Source organism: Paenarthrobacter sp. YJN-5, assembly GCF_015040095.1.
GTDB classification, from domain to species: Bacteria; Actinomycetota; Actinomycetes; order Actinomycetales; family Micrococcaceae; genus Arthrobacter; species Arthrobacter ureafaciens.
The window spans coordinates 1,290,919-1,311,138 of the sequence record NZ_CP053544.1; the positions used below are offsets into that span (position 1 = coordinate 1,290,919).

General features: G+C 61.9%; 27 protein-coding genes. 26 read left to right on the plus strand and 1 reads right to left on the minus strand.

All coding sequences use genetic code 11. The features are described 5' to 3' along the window. Positions 1–39: 39 nt before the first annotated feature. The gene (locus tag HMI59_RS06095) at positions 40–4,362 is read left to right on the plus strand and encodes a hypothetical protein (RefSeq protein WP_193593136.1); all 4,323 of its coding nucleotides are present in this window, start codon (positions 40–42) and stop codon (positions 4,360–4,362) included. A gap of 25 nt (positions 4,363–4,387) precedes the next feature. Continuing rightward, positions 4,388–4,513, plus strand: coding sequence for a hypothetical protein (locus HMI59_RS25950; protein WP_255527653.1), 126 nt, complete (start codon positions 4,388–4,390; stop codon positions 4,511–4,513). Positions 4,514–4,568: 55 nt separating this feature from the next. On the opposite strand, the gene HMI59_RS06100 is transcribed toward HMI59_RS25950, so the two are convergent. Then, positions 4,569–6,008, minus strand: a complete 1,440-nt coding sequence (locus tag HMI59_RS06100) for a GH1 family beta-glucosidase (RefSeq protein WP_193593137.1) — start codon at positions 6,006–6,008, stop codon at positions 4,569–4,571. Between the two features lie 384 nt (positions 6,009–6,392). Here HMI59_RS06100 and rpsJ point away from each other — a divergent pair, with 384 nt between their 5' ends. From rpsJ to HMI59_RS06220, 24 genes are all read left to right on the plus strand, one after another. Beyond that, positions 6,393–6,701, plus strand: a complete 309-nt coding sequence (gene rpsJ / locus HMI59_RS06105; RefSeq protein ID WP_003803825.1) for a 30S ribosomal protein S10 — start codon at positions 6,393–6,395, stop codon at positions 6,699–6,701. Between the two features lie 17 nt (positions 6,702–6,718). After that, a complete protein-coding gene (rplC, locus tag HMI59_RS06110) occupies positions 6,719–7,369 on the plus strand; it encodes a 50S ribosomal protein L3 (RefSeq protein WP_021472406.1) in 651 nt (216 codons plus the stop codon). A 4-nt stretch (positions 7,370–7,373) separates the two neighbouring features. Continuing rightward, positions 7,374–7,991: a 50S ribosomal protein L4 gene (gene rplD / locus HMI59_RS06115; protein WP_021472407.1), complete on the plus strand. Its 618-nt coding sequence runs from the start codon at positions 7,374–7,376 to the stop codon at positions 7,989–7,991. Further along, positions 7,988–8,293 (plus strand): 50S ribosomal protein L23, encoded by a 306-nt coding sequence (gene rplW / locus HMI59_RS06120; protein ID WP_021472408.1) that lies wholly within the window; start codon positions 7,988–7,990, stop codon positions 8,291–8,293. The genes rplD and rplW overlap by 4 nt, the downstream gene beginning before the upstream one ends. A gap of 29 nt (positions 8,294–8,322) precedes the next feature. Further along, complete coding sequence (gene rplB / locus HMI59_RS06125; protein WP_021472409.1) at positions 8,323–9,162, plus strand: 50S ribosomal protein L2; 840 nt, start codon at positions 8,323–8,325, stop codon at positions 9,160–9,162. Positions 9,163–9,174: 12 nt separating this feature from the next. Beyond that, a complete protein-coding gene (gene rpsS / locus HMI59_RS06130; RefSeq protein WP_003803803.1) occupies positions 9,175–9,456 on the plus strand; it encodes a 30S ribosomal protein S19 in 282 nt (93 codons plus the stop codon). Positions 9,457–9,494: 38 nt separating this feature from the next. Next, a complete protein-coding gene (gene rplV / locus HMI59_RS06135) occupies positions 9,495–9,860 on the plus strand; it encodes a 50S ribosomal protein L22 (RefSeq protein WP_021472410.1) in 366 nt (121 codons plus the stop codon). Beyond that, positions 9,861–10,682 carry a 30S ribosomal protein S3 gene (rpsC, locus tag HMI59_RS06140; RefSeq protein ID WP_021472411.1) on the plus strand — a complete coding sequence of 274 codons (822 nt, stop codon included), beginning with the start codon at positions 9,861–9,863 and terminating at the stop codon, positions 10,680–10,682. Next, positions 10,683–11,099, plus strand: coding sequence for a 50S ribosomal protein L16 (gene rplP / locus HMI59_RS06145; protein WP_021472412.1), 417 nt, complete (start codon positions 10,683–10,685; stop codon positions 11,097–11,099). Between the two features lie 2 nt (positions 11,100–11,101). After that, the gene (rpmC, locus tag HMI59_RS06150; RefSeq protein WP_021472413.1) at positions 11,102–11,422 is read left to right on the plus strand and encodes a 50S ribosomal protein L29; all 321 of its coding nucleotides are present in this window, start codon (positions 11,102–11,104) and stop codon (positions 11,420–11,422) included. Then, complete coding sequence (gene rpsQ / locus HMI59_RS06155) at positions 11,419–11,718, plus strand: 30S ribosomal protein S17 (RefSeq protein ID WP_021472414.1); 300 nt, start codon at positions 11,419–11,421, stop codon at positions 11,716–11,718. Before rpmC ends, rpsQ begins: the two co-directional genes overlap by 4 nt. A gap of 353 nt (positions 11,719–12,071) precedes the next feature. Further along, on the plus strand, positions 12,072–12,440 hold the full coding sequence (gene rplN, locus HMI59_RS06160) for a 50S ribosomal protein L14 (RefSeq protein WP_003803789.1): 369 nt from the start codon (positions 12,072–12,074) through the stop codon (positions 12,438–12,440). A gap of 3 nt (positions 12,441–12,443) precedes the next feature. Further along, positions 12,444–12,803 carry a 50S ribosomal protein L24 gene (gene rplX, locus HMI59_RS06165; RefSeq protein WP_021472415.1) on the plus strand — a complete coding sequence of 120 codons (360 nt, stop codon included), beginning with the start codon at positions 12,444–12,446 and terminating at the stop codon, positions 12,801–12,803. Next, complete coding sequence (gene rplE, locus HMI59_RS06170; protein WP_021472416.1) at positions 12,803–13,378, plus strand: 50S ribosomal protein L5; 576 nt, start codon at positions 12,803–12,805, stop codon at positions 13,376–13,378. Before rplX ends, rplE begins: the two co-directional genes overlap by 1 nt. A gap of 78 nt (positions 13,379–13,456) precedes the next feature. Next, positions 13,457–13,855: a 30S ribosomal protein S8 gene (rpsH, locus tag HMI59_RS06175; protein WP_062097496.1), complete on the plus strand. Its 399-nt coding sequence runs from the start codon at positions 13,457–13,459 to the stop codon at positions 13,853–13,855. Positions 13,856–13,873: 18 nt separating this feature from the next. Beyond that, positions 13,874–14,410, plus strand: coding sequence for a 50S ribosomal protein L6 (rplF, locus tag HMI59_RS06180; RefSeq protein ID WP_021472418.1), 537 nt, complete (start codon positions 13,874–13,876; stop codon positions 14,408–14,410). Positions 14,411–14,413: 3 nt separating this feature from the next. After that, the gene (gene rplR / locus HMI59_RS06185) at positions 14,414–14,797 is read left to right on the plus strand and encodes a 50S ribosomal protein L18 (protein ID WP_021472419.1); all 384 of its coding nucleotides are present in this window, start codon (positions 14,414–14,416) and stop codon (positions 14,795–14,797) included. A gap of 29 nt (positions 14,798–14,826) precedes the next feature. Next, positions 14,827–15,498 (plus strand): 30S ribosomal protein S5, encoded by a 672-nt coding sequence (rpsE, locus tag HMI59_RS06190; protein ID WP_170828566.1) that lies wholly within the window; start codon positions 14,827–14,829, stop codon positions 15,496–15,498. Between the two features lie 2 nt (positions 15,499–15,500). Beyond that, positions 15,501–15,707 (plus strand): 50S ribosomal protein L30, encoded by a 207-nt coding sequence (gene rpmD, locus HMI59_RS06195; RefSeq protein ID WP_003803757.1) that lies wholly within the window; start codon positions 15,501–15,503, stop codon positions 15,705–15,707. Next, complete coding sequence (gene rplO, locus HMI59_RS06200; RefSeq protein ID WP_021472421.1) at positions 15,707–16,177, plus strand: 50S ribosomal protein L15; 471 nt, start codon at positions 15,707–15,709, stop codon at positions 16,175–16,177. The genes rpmD and rplO overlap by 1 nt, the downstream gene beginning before the upstream one ends. Before the next feature lie 188 nt (positions 16,178–16,365). Then, positions 16,366–17,676, plus strand: a complete 1,311-nt coding sequence (secY, locus tag HMI59_RS06205) for a preprotein translocase subunit SecY (RefSeq protein ID WP_031216558.1) — start codon at positions 16,366–16,368, stop codon at positions 17,674–17,676. Positions 17,677–17,681: 5 nt separating this feature from the next. Beyond that, positions 17,682–18,251 (plus strand): adenylate kinase, encoded by a 570-nt coding sequence (locus HMI59_RS06210; protein WP_193593686.1) that lies wholly within the window; start codon positions 17,682–17,684, stop codon positions 18,249–18,251. Positions 18,252–18,362: 111 nt separating this feature from the next. Then, complete coding sequence (locus HMI59_RS06215) at positions 18,363–19,418, plus strand: 3-oxoacyl-ACP synthase III family protein (protein ID WP_193593138.1); 1,056 nt, start codon at positions 18,363–18,365, stop codon at positions 19,416–19,418. Further along, positions 19,415–20,218 (plus strand): glycosyltransferase family 2 protein, encoded by an 804-nt coding sequence (locus tag HMI59_RS06220; protein ID WP_193593139.1) that lies wholly within the window; start codon positions 19,415–19,417, stop codon positions 20,216–20,218. Before HMI59_RS06215 ends, HMI59_RS06220 begins: the two co-directional genes overlap by 4 nt. Positions 20,219–20,220: the final 2 nt, after the last annotated feature.

The window sequence follows — 20,220 nt, forward strand, 5'->3', positions numbered from 1 at the left end:
CGGCGGTGGGGTTCTTCTTTGTTATGATTTCTCTATCGAATGGATAAACCGGGTGGTCTGCCCGGACTCACCTTTGGAGTTGCCGTGCTGGGGTTCCTGACCGTCGTCGTCTTGCTGTTCCTTGCCGGCCTTAGCGCCGGGGCCTACGCCCTCGGTGTGGCCCGGGGCCGCCGTGTTGCAGGCTCACGGAGCAGCGGGGTGAAGGACGACGTCGATGCTTACCGTGCGGCATACCTCGCGGGGCATCTGGCTGGGTGGCAAGACGCCGTAGCCAAGACTTCGCATACGAAGCAGGGCGAGCCGGCCCTCCCGCAGACTGTCCAGCCGGCAACGACTGCTGCGCCATCGGTGGTGACGCAAGCTGCACCTGTGCGTCCGGCCCCCGTGCGTCCTGCCCCTGAGCGTCCTGCGGCACCGCGCCCGGTTCACGGATCCCCGGTGCAGGGTTACTCGCTCTACGAGCCGCGGCGTCCGGCTGCAGGGTTCGCTCCGCCCCAGGGTGCCTTGCCGCAACGCGTAGTGCTCCCAGCCCCCATACCCAAAGCTCCCGGAGGTTCCGGGCAGATGCAGCCGCCACCGCAAGCCGCGCCGTCTTGGCAGGGTGAGACTCCCCAAGAGGCTGCTCAGCGCACAGAGAAGCGCGACCGGCAAAACATCAACATCACCCTCTATGTGGCGAGCCTCCTCTTGGTGGCGGCCGGGGCACTTTTTGTGGGTACGAGCCTGCCTGAGTCCCTTCGTTTTGTTGCCATTTGGCTTATCACGGTGCTCTTCTATGCCGCAGGACTGGTGCTTCACCCACGCGTTCCGCGTCTCCGCCCCGCGGCAATGGCCTTCACCGGAACAGGCTTGGCACTGGTCCCTGTTACCGGCCTGGCCATGTACAGCTTCGCTTTGCACAACGGGCCCCTCGCGTGGCTGGTGACGTCTGTCCTCGGCACGATTGCCTACGTCTATGCGGCGATCCGCTTGGATAACAAGGTCCTGGCAGCCCTCTCGCTCAGCTTTGTGGTTTCCACGGCGTGGTCAGGTGTTTCGGTGCTGGGTGGGGCCCTCGTGTGGTACTTCACGGCCCTGATTGGCGTCGCCGTTTTGTTGACCCTGGCAGCCATCTTGCGCCCGCGGTGGATTCCGCCGCTCTACATACGTCCACTGATGGCGCTGCATCCGTTTGTGGTTCCTGCGGTGGGTGTAGCCGCCACGTTGACTCCCAACCTCATGGCCAAGGGGGAGTACTCCCTTGTGATGGCGATGTGCGGCGCCTATTTCGCTGTCATGCTGTGGGTTTCTGACCTGAAGTTCCGAACGTTGTACTTCTACGCCGCCAGGGCAGCGTTCTCCCTCGCCATCATCGCCGTGGTGTGGGATGTCACGGGAGAGGTCAGCCAGGCTTTGCTGGCAGCGGTCCTATGCCTCGGGATTCAGGCTCTCATTCTGGCTTTCGGCGGGCAGCGGATATCTCCCAAGACGTGGTGGACGGACGCTGTCTCATGCCTGGGCCTGCAGCTCGTGGTGGCCCTTGTCCTCGCGATCGTGCTCGCGTTCAGTACCTCGGAACTACCCGCGTACACGGCCTTCTACGTCGTCTTGGCAACCTCAATGCCCCTGGGGTGGAAGCTACGCGGGGGAGTGGCTTTTGCCCCGGCAGCCGTCGTTGCCGCCGCCTCGGCCCTGGCCCCCATGCTGGGCGCGTGGCCACTCTTCGCGATGTTCGCTTCCTCGGGCCTGTTTTGGTTAGGCCTGGCGCTGCGAGCCCGGGGTGTGTACCGCAAGACGCTTGTGCTTTCCGGGCGGATTGCCCTTAGCCTCGCAGTTCCCTTCCTCATCACCGCGCTTTACCCGGAACGTCCGGACGCTGCCGCCCTAACAACTCTTGCATTGGTTGTGGTGTGCGCGGCCCAGCAAGTACTTGGCGCTGCGTTCGAGCGCTGGGGGGTTGGTCTACTGGCCCCGCAAATCAGCGCCTTGGCGTTTGGCGGTGTGGGCATCACCGCCCTGGTGGTCCTTACCGTCCTGGACAAAGCGCCCGGTCATCCGGTCGTGGCGGCAGGAGTGTTCGCGGTCCTGGCGGGCGGTCTTGTGGCCGGCATGCTCGCGTTTCCCCCTCTATCTCCGGCGGGCAGGGCGAGCTGGGCGGGCAGCGGGGCGTCGGAGCCATGGCGCCCGAACGGGATGGAGTTCCTGGCACCTGCCGCTGGCATGGTCTCCGCGGTAGTCGGTGCTGCGGTGGTTTCCCGGGGTCTCGGGAACTTTGCGCTGCTGGCCCTTGCGATGTACTTCGTTGTCACTGCATTGCGCCTTCCCGCATCCATGCATCGCCAGTGCTACTGGTGGCTCGCGCGGGCAACCGCCACAGTGCTGGCTGCTTCGGCCTACGTGGATCTCTCCAGTGCGGGCTACGCACTTTCCGTGGGCGGTGAGGAGGCAACGCCCGCAACAGTCATCGTCTGGGTGCTCGGCGCGCAATTGGTGGCGGTATTGGCGGTAGGCCGCAAGGCGATGTCCTTGAGCCTGCTGATGGTTGATGCGGGCGTGCTGTTGGCCTTGATGTCGATCGCCACCGCCGCCCTGAGGTTCCCCGTGTTGCTGCATTCTGCACCGCACGACGGGTGGCAGCCCGGAGCCGCAGCCATCATCACCGCAGCGGGGGCTCTCGTCGCCGCCGTCATGCTGCGCAAGCACCGTTTGGCATGGCTGTTGGCTCCTGCCGCCATGCACCTTTTGGTTGTTCGCGGGCACAACGTCCGCGATGTTGAAGTCCTGCTGGGGCTCTTTACCGCCTACGCAGGCTTCATGGTTGGGCTGACGCGCGAAGCACGATTGCGCGGAGCCTATCTCCTGGCAGGCCGCGTGCTGTTCACGGCCTTTGCCGCGATTGTGGTCGCTGACGCCACCGAATCCGCAGCAGCTGCTTCAGTGGCACTGGCCGGTCTCGTCTTTATCCAAATCGCACTGCATCCCATCGTCCGGCGGCGTTTCGACGGCTCGCCGTTGCTGAAGGAAGCCTTGTGGGCAGGGCTCGTTGTCCAGCTGCTGCTTCCGTGCTGGTACCTTTGGGCCCGGGATTTCGACGGCGGTGGACGCTGGGTGGTTCTGAGCGAACTGACCCTGGCCATCGTTGCAGCAGCACTCGTGTGGCGGGACCAGCGCCATGCAGCGGCGTTGTACGCCGGAGTGGTGGCCGTGGCCGGGGTGGTTGTAGGCGCCGGTCCCGCATTGACCTTTCCCACGGGTACTTGGCTGCACCAGGCCGTCCTCAGTGAACTCCACGTGCCGGCCATACTCTTGGGCCTGGCTGCTGGCCTCACTGGGCTAAGGGTCTTCCTCGGCCGCGTGAGCACAAGCCCCGCCCGCCCGCAGCTGAAGTGGTTCTGGTTCGCCAGCGCGTTGTTCTTCGCATCGGTGGCCGGCATTTTCTCGGTCGATGCCAGCCGCATCCTTACGGGTCTGGCCGTCCTGACCGTGGCCCTCGTCTTCTATGCAGGTTCGCATCTGGAGGATCGTCCCCGCTTCTACGCCGCGGCCGCGTCCACAACACTGGTGGGGGCGCTAACGGGCGTCGAGGGGTGGCTGAACGAATCCGGGGCTACTACGGCATTTACCGGCGCGTGGCCTGACCTCATGCCCTGGCTCGTCGGGGGAGTTGGGACGGGCTTGATCCTCTACGTATGGCGGCTGCTGGGCGGGCCGGCCATCACGGCCGAGCCGTGGAGGCGCTACTCGCTCTCAGCGACAACCGGTGCAGGGCTTCTGGCCACGGCCATCCTTGGGCTGGTGCATGACGAAACCGCCTTCACTGGTGCATTCCTGACGGCGGCAGCCGCTGTCCTCCTGGTGGTGGAAATTCCCGTAGGGAAGCATCTGGCCGCCGAGGTGGGAACCGTGGTGGTTGTTGTAGCCTTCCAGCGGGCGGTGATCTTTGTGGACAGCACCAGGCCGGATTGGTTCTGGGCTGCCCAGTGGTTCGTTGTGGCCGGCGCAGTTTTGGCAGGCCTGCGCTACAACCAGAAGCAGCGCGCGGCCGGGCGGTTGAGGTTGGGGATGGCTTCCGGTGTCCTGTCCCTCAGTTCTTTGGCAACCATCTTTGCTGGGACACCGTCGCAACAGATCTACGTTCTGGCGGCGCACGCGGTCCTCCTCGGGGCCGGGCTGTTGCTGTCCGAGCGGCTATTCGTCGGCTGGGGTGCCGTGGGCGTGGCAGCGAGCGTGATGTGGGCCCTGCGTTCGTATGCCTTTGCGATGCTGGCACTTGTTGCCATTGGGCTGATCGTCCTGGCTGTCTGGCGTCTGAACCGTCGGCCCCAAGAGCCGGGCGTGGTTGGCCCGAAGGGCGGGGAGCACACGCACGACCGAGTCGGATAGTGTTGCTCCCAAAGAGAGGATCACCATGGAATTCCTGATTTTTCTGGTCGTTATCGCAGCCATCGCCGGCTCTGTTGTGTGGGGCCGGAAGTACTTCCGGCACGAAATAGACCGGGCGAAGCGGATCAGCCGGGCCAACAAGAACAAATAGCCCTCCGGGGGCAAAGCGTTTTACGCTCGGGGGCAGGGGTTTTAACCCGCTTGGACTACAGCTGTTGTTCGCGGCGGCGCGCCCGTTCCAAGGACCGCAGCCAGTAGAACGACTCTTTGGGCGTTCGTTCCAAAGTCTCGAAGTCCACGTGAACCAAGCCGAAACGCTGCGAATAACCCGCGGCCCACTCAAAGTTGTCCATCAACGTCCACACGTAGTAGCCGCGGAGGTCGATTCCCTCCGCGTCCCCGCCCGGGCCGGTTGCCGTTAGCGCGTGGCCCAGATGCTCTGCCAGGTACGTAATCCTGTTGGTGTCCTGGAGCGGGCTGGTCACGTGGTCGGGCTCGGGGAAGCTTGCACCGCCTTCCGTGATGTAAACGGGTGGAAGTGCCTCCCCGTACCTCTGCTGCATTTCCTGCAAAAGGGTGGTCAACTGATCCGGCGCCTCGGGCCATCCGAATCCGGTGGTCTCATATTCGTCGTATACCGCAAGATGGAACGGCACGTTCACCATCTCTTGTGCAGCTCCGGTCGGGATCTCGGCAGGACCGGAGCCGGACGCAACCTTGAGCGGGTAGTAGTAGTTGAGGCCGTAGAAGTCCAACGGCTGGCTAATGATCTTCAAGTCGTCATCCTGCACCGGGCCCAAGGAACGGAACAATGGTGAAAGGGCCAGCGGCGGCTTCGGGTATTCGCCCAAGAGGATGGCGTCGGCATAGATGCGGTTCAGGATCATGTCGAGGGCATCGGACATGAGCCGGTCGGAAAGCTTGTTGCTGGCCGGCCGAACGGGCGAATGCATGTTGGAAATGCCGATCTGGCCGGAAACGCCGGCAGCCCGCAGTGCCTGAACCGCGAGCCCGTGGCCGAGCAACTGGTGATGGGCTGCAGGGAGGCAATCGAACAGAAGCTGGTTGCCGGGGGAGTGGGCGCCCAGTGCATAGCCCTGCAAGGTGACTGAGACAGGCTCATTCACGGTTACCCAAGAATCCACCCGGTCGCCGTACCGCTCGGCAACGATCGCGCTGTACTCGGCCAAGCGATGGGCGGTCTCACGGTTCAGCCAGCCGCCGGCATGTTCCAAGGGAAGCGGCGTGTCCCAGTGGTACACGGTCACCATGGGAGAGATCCCGGCGGCCAGTAGCTTGTCGATCAGCCGGTCGTAGAACTCAAGGCCGCGGGGATTGACGGCGCCCTTCCCCTCCGGCTGGATCCGCGGCCACGACAAGGAGAACCGGTAGGAATCGACGCCGAGCTCCTGCATCAGGGCGATGTCTTCGTCCGCACGGTTGTAATGGTCGCAAGCGATCGCGGGAGAGCCGCCGTCGACGATTGTTCCCGGTTTCTCCGCGAAGGCGTCCCATCCTGCAGGGCCCCGGCCATCCGCAGTCAAGCTGCCTTCGATCTGGAAGGCTGCGGTGGCGACGCCCAAGGTGAAACCAGGGCGGAGGCGTGCCGCCAAATCCTCTACGGAACCCGTATCCTGGACAGTCATGCATTTATCATCCATAGCTGCTGCGGCCACTGGCAATGGGCCGCGAGCCCTCGATTAGCCTTTGGTCCATATTTCCGGCATACTGGATGAGTTGTTCAAGCGCTTCTTCGTGTCCCGATTCGGATAATGCCGGATGTCAGGGTCCAAGCTGAAGCCCAAACATAACCCTGAACCCCATGGAATGCGGTCGAGTTTGCGTGAAAATCGCGACACGCCCGACCGCGGGGGTCGGTGCGCCGGCAGGTTGAGGAACCCGGAGTTTCCGGATTCAGCTTGTGCGGCGTGTGGTGGTACAACCTCAAACGCTTCGGCGGCCACATCAACAGGTAAGTAAACAGAGCAGCCCTAACTAGAGCAGCACTAGCTGAAAGAGAGTCAGGCGACATGGCGGGACAAAAAATCCGCATCCGGCTGAAGTCATATGACCACGAGGTCATTGATGTTTCAGCGCGGAAGATCGTTGAGACGGTCACGCGCGCAGGCGCAACGGTAGTCGGCCCGGTGCCGCTGCCGACGGAGAAGAACGTTTACTGCGTTATTCGCTCTCCGCACAAGTACAAGGACAGCCGTGAGCACTTCGAAATGCGTACTCACAAGCGTCTGATCGACATCATCGACCCCACGCCGAAGGCCGTTGACTCGCTTATGCGTCTCGACCTGCCTGCAGACGTGAACATCGAAATCAAGCTCTAGGGAGGTGCTGAGAGACTATGACCGCAACCCGTAACGTGAAGGGCCTGCTGGGCACGAAGCTCGGCATGACCCAGGTCTGGGACGAGAACAACAAGCTCATCCCGGTAACTGTTGTCCAGGCTGACTCCAACGTCATCACCCAGCTGCGCAACGCAGAGGCCGATGGCTACGTCGCCGTACAGATCGGCTACGGCCAGATCGACCCCCGCAAGGTCACCAAGCCGCTGGCTGGTCACTTTGAGAAGGCCGGCGTAACTCCTCGCCGCCACGTCGTCGAACTGCGTACCGCAGACGCCGCATCCTACGAGCTGGGCCAGGAGCTCTCTGTTGAGATCTTCGAAGCCGGCCAGAAGATCGACGTCGTCGGCACCTCCAAGGGTAAGGGCTTTGCCGGTGTTATGAAGCGTCACGGCTTCTCCGGTGTCGGCGCTTCCCACGGTGCCCACAAGAACCACCGTAAGCCTGGCTCCATCGGTGGCGCATCCACCCCGAGCCGCGTCTTCAAGGGTCTGAAAATGGCCGGCCGCATGGGCGCCGTACGTCACACCACCCTGAACCTCACCGTTCACGCTGTTGACGTCGAGAAGTCGCTGCTCCTTATCAAGGGTGCCGTCCCCGGTGCCCGCGGCCAGGTCGTACTCGTACGTTCCGCCGTGAAGGGAGCCTAGTTAAATGACTAGCACTGTCAAGGTAGACCTGCCTGCAGAGATCTTCGATGTCCAGACCAACGTGCCCCTGCTGCACCAGGTCGTCGTCGCACAGCTCGCTGCTGCGCGCCAGGGTACCCACAAGACCAAGACCCGCGCCGAGGTTTCCGGTGCAGGTCGCAAGCCGTTCAAGCAGAAGGGCACCGGCCGCGCCCGTCAGGGTTCCATCCGTGCTCCCCACATGACCGGCGGTGGCATCGTCCACGGTCCGACCCCGCGCGACTACAGCCAGCGGACCCCCAAGAAGATGAAGGCTGCTGCTCTCCGTGGCGCCCTCTCTGACCGCGCCCGCAACGGCCGCATCCACGTTATTGAAGCCCTGGTTGCCGGCACCAAGCCGTCTGCCAAGGAAGCACTGGCGTCGCTGCGTGCAGTCTCCGAGCGCAAGAACCTGCTCGTCGTAATCGAGCGCGCCGAAGACGTTGCTGCATTGTCCGTGCGCAACCTCGCAGATGTTCACGTTCTGTACGCAGACCAGCTGAACACCTACGACGTGCTCATCTCCGACGACGTGGTCTTCACCAAGGCTGCTTTCGACGCGTTCGTCGCTGACAAGGCAAAGAACGAGGAGGCCTCCAAGTGAGCGTAACCACCATCAAGGACCCGCGCGACGTCGTGCTTGCACCCGTCGTTTCGGAAAAGAGCTACGGTCTGATCGACGAAGGCAAGTACACCTTCCTGGTGGACCCCCGCTCGAACAAGACCGAGATCAAGCTGGCCGTGGAGAAGATCTTTTCCGTCAAGGTCGAATCGATCAACACCATCAACCGTGCCGGTAAGCGCAAGCGCACCAAATTCGGCTGGGGACAGCGCAAGAGCACCAAGCGTGCCATTGTCACCCTCAAAGAAGGCACAATCGACATCTTCGGCGGTCCGCTCGCGTAGCGGAGACCACTTTAACGAGGAATTAAATTATGGGAATCCGTAAATACAAGCCGACTACCCCGGGCCGTCGTGGCTCGAGCGTAGCCGACTTTGCTGAAATCACGCGGTCGACTCCGGAAAAGTCGTTGCTGCGTCCGCTGCACAAGACCGGCGGCCGTAACAACACCGGTAAGATCACCACCCGTCACAAGGGTGGCGGACACAAGCGCCAGTACCGTCTGATCGACTTCCGTCGTCACGACAAGGACGGCATCAACGCCCGCGTTGCCGAAATCGAGTACGATCCGAACCGCACGGCTCGCATCGCCCTCCTGCACTACGTTGATGGCACCAAGCGTTACATCATCGCTCCGAACAAGCTGTCCCAGGGTGACTTCGTCGAGGCTGGCCCCGACGCTGACATCAAGCCGGGCAACAACCTGCCGCTGCGCAACATCCCCGTCGGTACCGTGATCCACGCAGTTGAACTGCGTCCGGGTGGCGGCGCCAAGATGGCCCGCTCCGCAGGTGCTTCGGTCCAGCTCGTCGCCAAGGAAGGCCGTTTCGCCCAGCTGCGTCTGCCCTCCGGTGAAATCCGCAACGTTGACGTGCGCTGCCGCGCAACCGTCGGCGAGGTCGGCAACGCCGAGCAGTCGAACATCAACTGGGGCAAGGCCGGCCGTATGCGCTGGAAGGGCGTTCGCCCGACCGTCCGTGGTGTAGCCATGAACCCGGTTGACCACCCGCACGGTGGTGGTGAAGGTAAGACTTCCGGTGGTCGCCACCCGGTCAACCCGAACGGCAAGCCCGAGGGCCGTACCCGCCGCCCGAACAAAGAGAGCGACAAGCTTATTGTTCGTCGCCGCCGTACTGGCAAGAACAAGCGATAGGAGCCTGGACACATGCCACGCAGCCTGAAAAAAGGTCCTTTCGTTGACCAGCACCTCTTTGTGAAGGTCGCACGGGAAAACGAAAAGGGCACCAAGAACGTCATCAAGACCTGGTCCCGTCGTTCGATGATCATCCCCGACATGCTCGGGCACACGATCGCCGTACACGACGGCCGCAAGCACATCCCGGTGTTTGTCACTGAGTCGATGGTCGGGCACAAGCTCGGCGAATTCGCTCCTACGCGGACTTTCCGCGGCCATGTTAAGGACGACCGTAAGGGCAAGCGCCGCTAGGCGCCTGACCTTACGTCTTAGACGAGAGAAGGAAAGCAATGGAAGCCAAGGCAATTGCGCGTCACATCCGCGTAACGCCTATGAAGGCCCGGCGCGTCGTCAACCTTGTTCGTGGCAAGCAAGCGAATGAGGCTCTGGCAATTCTGAAGTTTGCCCCCCAGGCAGCTTCGGAGCCGGTATTCAAGGTACTTCAGTCGGCAATGGCCAACGCCCGCGTTCTCGCGGATCGCGATGGCGTTGCATTCGACGACAGCGACCTCTTCATCAGCGAAGCATTCGTTGATGAGGGCCCGACCATGAAGCGGTTCCAGCCGCGTGCCCAGGGCCGCGCCTACCGCATCAAGAAGCGGACCAGCCACATCACCGTGGTCGTCGCAACCCCGGAGAAAGAGGAGGCTCGCTAAGTGGGACAGAAAGTAAACCCGCACGGGTTCCGACTCGGCATCACCACCGACCACGTTTCGCACTGGTTTGCTGACAGCAACAAGCCGGGACAGCGCTACAAGGACTTCGTCCGCGAGGACATCAAGATCCGTCAGCTCATGTCCACCGGCATGGAGCGCGCCGGCATCGCCAAGGTCGAGATCGAGCGCACCCGTGACCGCGTCCGCGTGGACATCCACACGGCACGTCCGGGCATCGTCATCGGCCGCCGCGGCGCTGAAGCAGACCGCATCCGCGGCGAGCTCGAGAAGCTCACCGGCAAGCAGGTCCAGCTGAACATCCTCGAGGTCAAGAACCCCGAGATCGAAGCACAGCTTGTTGCCCAGGGCATCGCTGAGCAGTTGACTTCCCGCGTGGCATTCCGCCGTGCAATGAAGAAGGCCATGCAGTCCGCACAGCGCGCAGGTGCCAAGGGCATCCGTGTTGCTTGCTCGGGCCGTCTGGGCGGCGCAGAAATGTCCCGCTCGGAGTTCTACCGCGAAGGCCGTGTGCCCCTGCACACCCTCCGCGCGAACATCGACTACGGCTTCTACGAAGCCAAGACCACCTTCGGCCGCATTGGCGTGAAGGTTTGGATCTACAAGGGTGACGTCACCGCCAAGGAACTGGCTCAGCAGGCAGCTGCTGCTCCGTCCCGCGGCCGTGGAGGAGACCGTCCGGGCCGCCCGGGTGGCGACCGCCGTCGTCGTAACGACCGTCCGGCAGCCGAGGCAGCACCTGCTGCCGTTGAAGCACCGGCCGCTGAAGCTGCTGCTCCTGCAGCAGAAGGAGGACAGGCTTAAATGCTTATCCCACGTCGAGTCAAGCACCGTAAGCAGCACCACCCGGGTCGTTCCGGCGCTGCTACGGGCGGCACCAAGGTCACTTTCGGTGAGTACGGCATCCAGGCCCTGAGCCCGGCATACGTCACCAACCGTCAGATCGAGTCCGCTCGTATCGCGATGACCCGCCACATCAAGCGTGGCGGCAAGGTCTGGATCAACATCTACCCGGACCGTCCGCTGACGAAGAAGCCTGCTGAAACCCGTATGGGTTCCGGTAAGGGTTCTCCGGAATGGTGGGTCGCAAACGTCAAGCCGGGCCGGGTTCTGTTCGAACTCTCCGGTGTCAATGAAGAGGTAGCTCGCGAGGCCCTGCGCCTGGCAATCCACAAGCTGCCGTTGAAGGCACGCATTGTGCGTCGCGAAGGTGGTGAATAGAAATGGCAGTAGGGTCGAAGGATCTCGCACCCGCACAGCTGGACGGTTTCGACAACGAGCGTCTCGTTGAAGAACTCCGCAAGTCCAAGGAAGAGCTGTTCAACCTGCGTTTCCAGTCCGCCACCGGCCAGCTGGAGAACCACGGTCGTCTGCGCGCGGTAAAGAAGGACATCGCACGCATCTACACCGTTCTCCGTGAGCGCGAGCTGGGCATTCGTGCCGAGGTTGCCGCACCGGTTGTGGAAGCCAAGGAAGAAAAGAAGTCCAAGAAGGCTGCCAAGGCTGAAACGGCCGAGGTTGAAGCTGGAGAGGATGCCAAGTGAGCGAGAAGGAAAACGTGACGGAAGCAGCAGCCAGCGCTGAGCAGCAGCGCGGTTACCGTAAGACGCGTCGCGGCTACGTAGTCTCCGACAAGATGGAAAAGACCATCGTTGTTGAGGTTGAAGACCGCGTGAAGCACGCTCTTTACGGCAAGGTTATTCGCCGCACCTCGAAGATCAAGGCTCACGACGAGCAGAACACCGCCGGCATCGGCGACCTCGTTCTGATCGCCGAGACCCGCCCGTTGTCCGCTACCAAGCGGTTCCGCCTGGTGGAGATCCTCGAGAAGGCCAAGTAAATCCGACGCCGGACAACGTCCGGTTGGGCTTACTGGAAGGGCCCGCGTTCCGTTTGGAGCGCGGGCCCTTCCGCTGTTCCGGCCAGTTATGGTATGGCCGCTGAACGTGCTAAGATTTTGAGTTTGTATGGCGCCATTTGCGTGTCATCAACCACCTCGTAAACAATCGTGCCGCTGCATACTGCCCCGCGCAGAGTTTTCTGCAAGGGAAGCTGATGCTCGTGGCACGGGCGTTTAGGCCTGTTCTGGCAAAATCCAGGCAGGTCCAGAGACACCCCGATCAACCGTTCCGCAAGGCTCATTCCGTATGCATGTTTTCGGTCTGAGAACCGGCGCGACGCAAGGAGTAAAAATTGATTCAGCAGGAGTCGCGACTGAAGGTCGCCGACAACACGGGTGCTAAGGAAATCCTTACCATTCGCGTTCTCGGTGGATCCGGCCGTCGCTACGCAGGCATCGGCGACGTCATCGTCGCAACCGTCAAGGACGCTATCCCTGGCGGCAACGTAAAGAAGGGTGACGTCGTCAAGGCTGTCATCGTTCGTACCAAGAAGGAACGCCGCCGTGCGGATGGTTCCTACATCAAGTTTGATGAGAACGCAGCTGTGATCCTGAAGAACGACGGTGACCCCCGCGGCACCCGTATCTTCGGCCCGGTTGGTCGTGAACTTCGCGACAAGAAGTTCATGAAGATCGTTTCGCTGGCCCCGGAGGTGCTCTAGTCCATGGCTAAGATCAAGAAGGGTGACCTCGTTCAGGTCATCACCGGCGCCAAGCAGGAACGCGGCGGCGACCGCGGCAAGCAGGGCAAGGTCCTGCGCGTATTCCCTGACACCAACCGCGTGCTGGTAGAAGGAATCAACCGCGTCACCAAGCACACCAAGGTCGGACAGTCGCAGCGCGGCACCAAGACCGGTGGCATCGAGGTAGTTGAAGCCCCGATCCACATTTCAAACGTCGCTCTGGTAGACCCGACCACCAAGAAGCCGACCCGCGTTGGTTTCCGTCTCGACACCGTTGAGAAGGACGGCCGTACCAAGACCGTTCGTATCCGCGTGTCCAAGGCCACCGGGAAGGACATCTAATGAGCGAGACCACTGTCGCAACCAAGATCGTTCCTCGTCTGAAGACGAAGTACGCAGAGACCATCAAGAAGTCCCTGCAGGACGAGTTCAACTACGCGAACGTCAACCAGGTTCCCCGTCTGGTGAAGGTCGTTGTGAACATGGGTGTTGGAGATGCCGCCAAGGACTCCAAGCTGATCGACGGCGCTGTCCGCGACCTCACCCTCATCACCGGCCAGAAGCCGCAGGTAACCAAGGCCCGCAAGTCGATCGCACAGTTCAAGCTGCGCGAAGGCATGCCGATCGGTGCACACGCAACCCTGCGTGGCGACCGCATGTGGGAATTCGTGGACCGTCTGGTATCGCTGGCCCTGCCGCGTATCCGTGACTTCCGCGGCCTCAACGGCAAGCAGTTCGATGGCAACGGCAACTACACCTTCGGTCTGACCGAGCAGGTTATGTTCCACGAAATCGACCAGGACTCCATTGACCGCGTTCGCGGTATGGACATCACGGTCGTCACCACCGCCAAGACCGACGACGAAGGCCGCGCGCTGCTCAAGGCGCTTGGTTTCCCGTTCAAGACTGAAAACTAACTACGTATCAGGTCCGGCCGCGCCGACCCGCAAGGGCAGCGCAGCGGAAACCGTTACGAGGAAGGGCTATAGCCCACAATGACTATGACAGATCCTGTCGCAGACATGCTTACGCGTCTGCGCAATGCAAACTCGGCATACCACGACACCGTGTCCATGCCGTACAGCAAGCTGAAGGCACGCGTTGCCGACATCCTGAAGGCAGAAGGCTTCATCGCTGACTGGAAGGAAGAGGACGCAGAGGTTGGCAAGAAGCTGACCATCAGCCTGAAGTTCGGACCGAACCGCGAGCGTTCGATCGCCGGTGTCCGCCGCATCTCCAAGCCGGGTCTCCGCGTTTACGCGAAGTCCACCAACCTGCCTCACGTGCTGGGTGGCCTGGGTATCGCAATCCTGTCCACCTCTTCCGGCCTCCTGACTGACAAGCAGGCCGGCAAGAAGGGCGTGGGCGGCGAAGTCCTCGCGTACGTCTGGTAACGGGAAAGGAAGAGAATAATGTCACGTATTGGACGTCTCCCCATCACCGTTCCTGCCGGCGTTGAGGTCAAGCTCGATGGCTCCGTCATCAGCGTCAAGGGTGCCAAGGGCGAGCTGAGCCACACTGTTGCCAGCCCGATCGAGGTTTCCCTCGAAGAGAACACTCTCACGGTCACCCGCCCGAACGACGAGCGCAACTCGCGTTCGCTGCACGGCCTGACCCGCACCCTGATCGCCAACATGATCCAGGGCGTTACCGAGGGCTACGAGAAGAAGCTTGAAATCGTTGGTACCGGTTACCGCGTTCAGGCCAAGGGTTCTGACCTGGAGTTCGCTCTGGGCTACAGCCACCCTGTAAACGTCTCGGCACCTGAGGGCATCACCTTCGCTGTGGAGGGCCCCACCAAGCTCTCTGTTTCGGGTATCAACAAGCAGCAGGTGGGCGAGGTTGCTGCCAACATTCGCAAGCTGCGCAAGCCTGACCCCTACAAGGGCAAGGGTGTCCGTTACGCCGGCGAAGTCATCCGCCGCAAGGTCGGAAAGGCTGGTAAGTAAACCATGGCCATCGCAATTAACAAGAAGCGTTCGAACAAGAGCAAGTCTGCTGCACGCAGCCGTCGCCAGCTTCGTATCCGCAAGCGCATCGCCGGTACGGCCGTACGTCCTCGTCTGGTCGTCAACCGTTCGGCACGTCACGTATTCGTTCAGGTTGTCGATGACAGCAAGGGCGTAACCGTGGCTTCGGCTTCCACCCTGGAAGCTGACCTGCGTGCACTCGAAGGCGACAAGACTGCCAAGGCCAAGCGCGTTGGCGAGCTCGTTGCAGAGCGCGCAAAGGCTGCAGGCATCGAAGCTGTTGTCTTCGACCGTGGCGGTAACAAGTACCACGGCCGCATCGCCGCCGTCGCTGACGGTGCTCGCGAAGGTGGGCTGGCACTGTGACCGCTGAAAACAACGAAAAGGACATTCAGGTGACTGAAGCTGTAGCTGCTGAAGCAACTGAGACCGCACCCGCTACCGATGACCGCCGCGGCGGACGTCGTGGTGAGCGCGGCGAGCGTGGCCAGGGCCGCGGCGACCGTGGTGGCCGTGGTGGCCGCGACGGCGGTCGCGACGCTGAGAAGAGCCAGTTCGTAGAGCGCGTTGTAACCATCAACCGCGTTGCCAAGGTCGTCAAGGGTGGTCGTCGCTTCAGCTTCACCGCTCTCGTCGTCGTCGGTGACGGTAACGGCATGGTTGGCGTCGGCTACGGCAAGGCCAAGGAAGTTCCCGCTGCTATCGCCAAGGGCGTTGAAGAGGCCAAGAAGTCCTTCTTCCGCGTTCCCCGCGTTGGCAACACCATCCCGCACCGCGTGCAGGGTGAGGCTGCTGCAGGCGTTGTCCTGCTGCGTCCGGCTTCCGCCGGTACCGGTGTTATCGCCGGTGGTCCGGTCCGTGCGGTACTGGAGTGCGTGGGTATCCACGACATCCTCTCCAAGTCGCTCGGTTCCTCCAACGCGATCAACATCGTTCACGCGACCGTTGACGCCCTGAAGCAGCTCGAAGAGCCCGCTTCCGTGGCTGCCCGCCGTGGCCTGCCGCTGGACGAGGTTGCTCCGGTTGCCCTGGTGCGTGCGCTCCAGAACCAGAAGGCAGGTGTCTAGTCATGGCTAAGAACCTGACTCCTTCCGACGCCAAGTTGGAAATCACCCAGATCAAGGGCGTCATTGGCGCCAAGCAGAACCAGCGCGACACACTTCGGTCCCTCGGCCTCAAGCGCATCGGACACACCGTTGTCCGTACCGCTGACGCCGTGACCGTTGGCATGCTCAACACGGTTCCGCACCTCGTGAATGTAGAGGAGGCGAAGTAATGGCCGAGAACGAGACCGCTGAAAAGCAGAACGCTCTGAAGGTCCACCACCTGCGTCCTGCCCCCGGTGCCAAGACTTCCAAGACCCGTGTTGGTCGTGGTGAAGGCTCCAAGGGTAAGACCGCCGGTCGCGGTACCAAGGGTACGAAGGCCCGCTACCAGGTAAAGGCTGGCTTTGCCGGCGGCCAGCTGCCGCTGCACATGCGCCTGCCGAAGCTGCGCGGCTTCAAGAACCCGTTCCGGGTTGAGTTCCAGGTTGTCAACCTGGAGAAGCTCAACGAGCTGTTCCCGGAAGGTGGCGCTGTCACCGTTGAGTCCCTGGTTGAGAAGGGTGCCGTTCGTAAGAACCAGCCCGTGAAGGTGCTGGGCACCGGCGACATCACCGTCAAGGTTGACGTCACCGCCCACGCTTTCTCTTCCAGCGCTGCTGACAAGATCGCTGCAGCAGGCGGAAGCACCACGGTTCTCTAAGACCCCGTGGGGCTCTTGCCCGCAGTAAGAAAGAATCCCGGTACGCGGGGCCTGAGGCCCTGTGTACCGGGATTTTTTTGTTGGTTGTGGACTCTCGATTATTCTGACGGCGTCCGTAGCAGCTAGACTCGATTGTTGGGTTTCCTTAACCCCATCTACATCCTTGTACCTTTACCTCAGGAGGACGCTTGCTAAGCGCATTCGGCCGGGCGTTTCGGACGCCCGATTTGCGACGCAAGTTGTTGTTCACGCTGGGAATCATCACAATCTTCCGCTTGGGAGCTTTCATCCCCTCGCCTGGTGTGAACTACCAGAATGTCCAGCAATGCTTAGACACCGGTGACACCTCGCAGGGCATCTACCAGCTGGTGAACCTGTTCAGCGGCGGTGCCTTGCTGCAGGTTTCCATCTTTGCGCTCGGTATCATGCCGTACATTACGGCGAGCATCATCGTTCAGCTGCTTCGGGTGGTCATTCCCCGGTTCCAGCAGTTGTACGAGGAAGGTTCCTCCGGCCAATCGAAACTGACGCAGTACACCCGGTACCTCACCATCGCGCTGGGTCTGCTCAATGCCACCACCCTGGTATCCCTGGCCCGTTCCGGCCAGTTGCTGCCCGGCTGCAACCTGCCGATCATTCCTGATGAGAGCATCATCACCACGATCCTCATCATCATCACGTTGACCGCAGGCACCGGACTCATCATGTGGATGGGCGAGCTCGTGACGGAGAAGGGCGTGGGCAACGGCATGTCGCTGCTCATCTTCACCTCGATCGCTGCTGGCTTCCCGCAGTCGCTGGGTGCCATCTGGACCGCGCAGGGCCCGGGAACCTTCTTCATCGTCCTTGCCATCGGCCTGGTCACGGTGGCGCTGGTGGTGTTCGTCGAACAGTCCCAGAGGCGCGTCCCGGTGCAATACGCCAAGCGCATGATTGGCCGCCGCACTGTTGGCGGAACCAGCACCTACATTCCCATCAAGGTGAACATGGCCGGCGTCGTGCCCGTCATCTTCGCGTCCTCCATGCTTTACCTGCCTGGCCTGATTGCACAGTTCAACCAGCCGCAGGCGGGAGAGCAGATGGCCCCCTGGGTTGAGTGGATCAACAACAACCTCACCAAGGGCGACCACCCCATCTACATGGCTCTCTACTTCGCCATGATCGTGTTTTTCACCTACTTCTACGTGGCCATCACCTTCAACCCTGAAGAAGTGTCGGACAACATGAAGAAGTACGGGGGATTCATTCCGGGCATCCGGGCGGGTAAACCGACCGCGGATTACCTGCAGTACGTGCTTTCCAGGATTACTTTGCCGGGAGCTCTTTACTTGGGCTTCGTGGCACTCATTCCGCTGGTTGCACTCGTCCTGATCAACGCCAACCAGAACTTCCCGTTCGGTGGCACGTCAATCCTGATCATGGTGGGTGTGGGCTTGGAAACCGTGAAGCAGATTGATGCGCAGCTACAACAACGTCACTATGAAGGGCTTTTGCGATGACGAGAATGCTGATCATTGGACCTCCGGGTTCGGGCAAGGGTACGCAGGCTGAACGGATTTCCGCGCGCCTCGGCGTAGTCGCCATCTCCACGGGCGACATCTTCCGTGCCAACGTCAAGGGAGAGACCCCCCTTGGCCTGGAGGCCAAGAAGTACATGGACGCCGGTGACTTCGTACCGGACAGCGTCACCAACAAGATGGTTCGGGACCGCCTGGGCGAGAGCGACGTCGAGAACGGCTTCCTCCTGGACGGCTACCCCCGCACCACGGCACAGGTGGACTACCTGGACAACATCCTCGCCGAGACCCAGCAGGAGCTCGACGTCGTGCTCCAGCTGACTGCCGACGACGAGGAACTGGTCAGCCGCCTCCTCGGCCGCGCCAAGGAGACCGGCCGGTCTGACGACAATGAAGCCGTCATCCGCCACCGCCTCGACCTCTACCACGAGCAGACTGAGGCCGTCGTGGCCAAGTACGCCGAGCGCGGCATCCTGACCCAGGTTGACGGCATAGGTGGAATCGATGAGGTCACTGACCGTGTCCTGACCGCCATTGAAGCTGCCAAGGCTGTCTAGCACTTTCTCCACATAGCCGGTGTTCCGGCTCATGTGCCAAGGGGTGTGTCCCGTACGATGAGTGCGGGACACACCCTTTTTCCTTTTCATGGCCGTCTTTGGGGGAAGCGCATGCACACAGTCATGTCCGGCAGGAGCCGGATTGCAGGTCTGGAAGTCTATGTGCCTCCTGCACGTCTGGACACGGTTGCCGTCGAGCAGCGCATCGTCGAATCGAGCCCGGGCTTCCGGATTCCCAAGGGTTTGATTTCCCGCGTCACAGGCATCCGGTCCCGTAGCGTGATGGCCGAGTCGGAGCAGGCGTCAGATCTTGCCGTCAACGCAGCAGCCAAGGTCCTGGCCAGTTGCGGGCTCCAGGCCCCGGATGTCGACCTTCTGGTTTTTGCCTCCGCGAGCCAGGACATGGTGGAGCCGGCCACAGCCCATATTGCCGCCGCGAAGCTGGGACTCAGTTGCCCGGTGATGGACGTCAAGAACGCCTGCAACAGTTTCCTGAACGGACTGGAAGTGGCCGATTCCCTGATTGCCTCCCGCCGTTACGGTCGGGTTCTGGTGGTGACGGGGGAGTCGCCCTCGCGGGCGGTCAGGTGGTCTGTTCCTGATTTCGCGACTTTCGCGTCCAGCTTCCCCGGTTACACCATGAGCGACGGCGGCGCGGCTGTCCTGCTCGAAGCTTCCGAAGGCGCTATTGCTGACAGTGAGCCTTCAAGCCCGGCGGCCGAGGGCATTCTTGGCATGGCATTCACTGCAAAGAGCATCCACTGGCCGGTAGGGACCTTGGCCGCAGGTGGATCTGCGTTTCCCCGTGATCCCGAAGCCAGCTATTTCACCATGGACGGGGAGAAGCTGAAGGACGCCTTCCTGGACTTGGGCTCCGATGTCCTGGGAGAGACCTTGGAGGCCCTCAAGCTGAACTGGCAAGACTTCGCGGTGGTCTGTGTCCACCAAGTCAGCGCGCCCTACCGGGAGATCTTTGCAGAACGTGCGGGAGTGCCGCGCGACCTGTTGGTCCCGGCAGTGGAAGAGTTCGGCAACTTGGCCTCCGTTAGTCTTCCGTTGCAGTTGAAGCTCGCCCTGGATGGTGGACGATGTGGTCCGGGAGACCTGGTTGCCCTGGTAGGCCTGGCCGGCGGCGTCAGCCTGGGCATCGCGGTGGTGCGGCTATGAACCACTCGTCAGCAGGAGCCGGAGCAGGGTTGCACAGCGATTCCGCTACCAGGCCGCTGTGCATCGCAGTGCCGATGCTCAACGAAGAGAAGCTTGTCCGCCAGGCCTTGGATTCGCTCGCTGCGCAGGACTATCAGGACTTCACGGTGGTTGTGGTGGATAACGGATCCACCGACGCCAGCTGCGCCATCGTGGAAGCCTTCGCCAGTGAGCACCCTGTCATGGACATCAGGCTGATCCATGAAACGGAGAAGGGCACAGGCGCAGCTGCCGATACGGGTATGCGGTTCGGAGTCGAACACGGTGCCACATGGTTGGCCCGCACGGACGCGGATTGCCTCGCTGCCAAGGATTGGACGGCCCGGATCATGGCGGCCTTCCACGATGGCTTGGAACTGATTGCCGGGCAGCTGATTCCCCGGCAGGACGAAGGCATCACTGCACGGGATCGTCGTTTGATGCTGGTGGCCGTCGAGGTTGCCTCTTTCTTCGGAAAGATCAGGCCCGGCAACAAGGGAGAGGGCTATTTGGGCCCTTACCAAATGCTTCCGGGCTGCAACATGGCTATCACCGCGGATATGTATCACCGCTCCGGGGGATTCCCGCGGACCAGGATCGAGGACCTCCACGAGGACCGGGCCCTGTCCAACCGCGTCCGGAAGTTGACACGCAACTACGGGCTGCGGAGGGACGTCGTGGTCTACGGGTCCTCCCGGCGGGTCAAAGCGTGGGGCTTGAAGAACACGCTGGCTTGGTACGCGGACCACCGTTACCGTCCCGAGCACGTGGACATTCGGTAGCC

Coding starts and splice junctions, on each gene's coding strand:
- HMI59_RS06215 (WP_193593138.1), top strand. CDS start 18,363: ATGCACACAGTCATGTCCGGCAGGAGCCGGATTGCAGGTCTGGAAGTC.
- rplV (WP_021472410.1), top strand. CDS start 9,495: ATGGAAGCCAAGGCAATTGCGCGTCACATCCGCGTAACGCCTATGAAG.
- rplF (WP_021472418.1), top strand. CDS start 13,874: ATGTCACGTATTGGACGTCTCCCCATCACCGTTCCTGCCGGCGTTGAG.
- rplO (WP_021472421.1), top strand. CDS start 15,707: ATGGCCGAGAACGAGACCGCTGAAAAGCAGAACGCTCTGAAGGTCCAC.
- rpsH (WP_062097496.1), top strand. CDS start 13,457: ATGACTATGACAGATCCTGTCGCAGACATGCTTACGCGTCTGCGCAAT.
- rplC (WP_021472406.1), top strand. CDS start 6,719: ATGACCGCAACCCGTAACGTGAAGGGCCTGCTGGGCACGAAGCTCGGC.
- rplE (WP_021472416.1), top strand. CDS start 12,803: ATGAGCGAGACCACTGTCGCAACCAAGATCGTTCCTCGTCTGAAGACG.
- rplD (WP_021472407.1), top strand. CDS start 7,374: ATGACTAGCACTGTCAAGGTAGACCTGCCTGCAGAGATCTTCGATGTC.
- rplX (WP_021472415.1), top strand. CDS start 12,444: ATGGCTAAGATCAAGAAGGGTGACCTCGTTCAGGTCATCACCGGCGCC.
- HMI59_RS06095 (WP_193593136.1), top strand. CDS start 40: ATGGATAAACCGGGTGGTCTGCCCGGACTCACCTTTGGAGTTGCCGTG.
- rpmC (WP_021472413.1), top strand. CDS start 11,102: ATGGCAGTAGGGTCGAAGGATCTCGCACCCGCACAGCTGGACGGTTTC.
- rplR (WP_021472419.1), top strand. CDS start 14,414: ATGGCCATCGCAATTAACAAGAAGCGTTCGAACAAGAGCAAGTCTGCT.
- HMI59_RS06100 (WP_193593137.1), bottom strand. CDS start 6,008: ATGACTGTCCAGGATACGGGTTCCGTAGAGGATTTGGCGGCACGCCTC.
- HMI59_RS06220 (WP_193593139.1), top strand. CDS start 19,415: ATGAACCACTCGTCAGCAGGAGCCGGAGCAGGGTTGCACAGCGATTCC.
- rplB (WP_021472409.1), top strand. CDS start 8,323: ATGGGAATCCGTAAATACAAGCCGACTACCCCGGGCCGTCGTGGCTCG.
- rpsJ (WP_003803825.1), top strand. CDS start 6,393: ATGGCGGGACAAAAAATCCGCATCCGGCTGAAGTCATATGACCACGAG.
- rpsS (WP_003803803.1), top strand. CDS start 9,175: ATGCCACGCAGCCTGAAAAAAGGTCCTTTCGTTGACCAGCACCTCTTT.
- rplP (WP_021472412.1), top strand. CDS start 10,683: ATGCTTATCCCACGTCGAGTCAAGCACCGTAAGCAGCACCACCCGGGT.
- rpmD (WP_003803757.1), top strand. CDS start 15,501: ATGGCTAAGAACCTGACTCCTTCCGACGCCAAGTTGGAAATCACCCAG.
- HMI59_RS25950 (WP_255527653.1), top strand. CDS start 4,388: ATGGAATTCCTGATTTTTCTGGTCGTTATCGCAGCCATCGCCGGCTCT.
- HMI59_RS06210 (WP_193593686.1), top strand. CDS start 17,682: ATGCTGATCATTGGACCTCCGGGTTCGGGCAAGGGTACGCAGGCTGAA.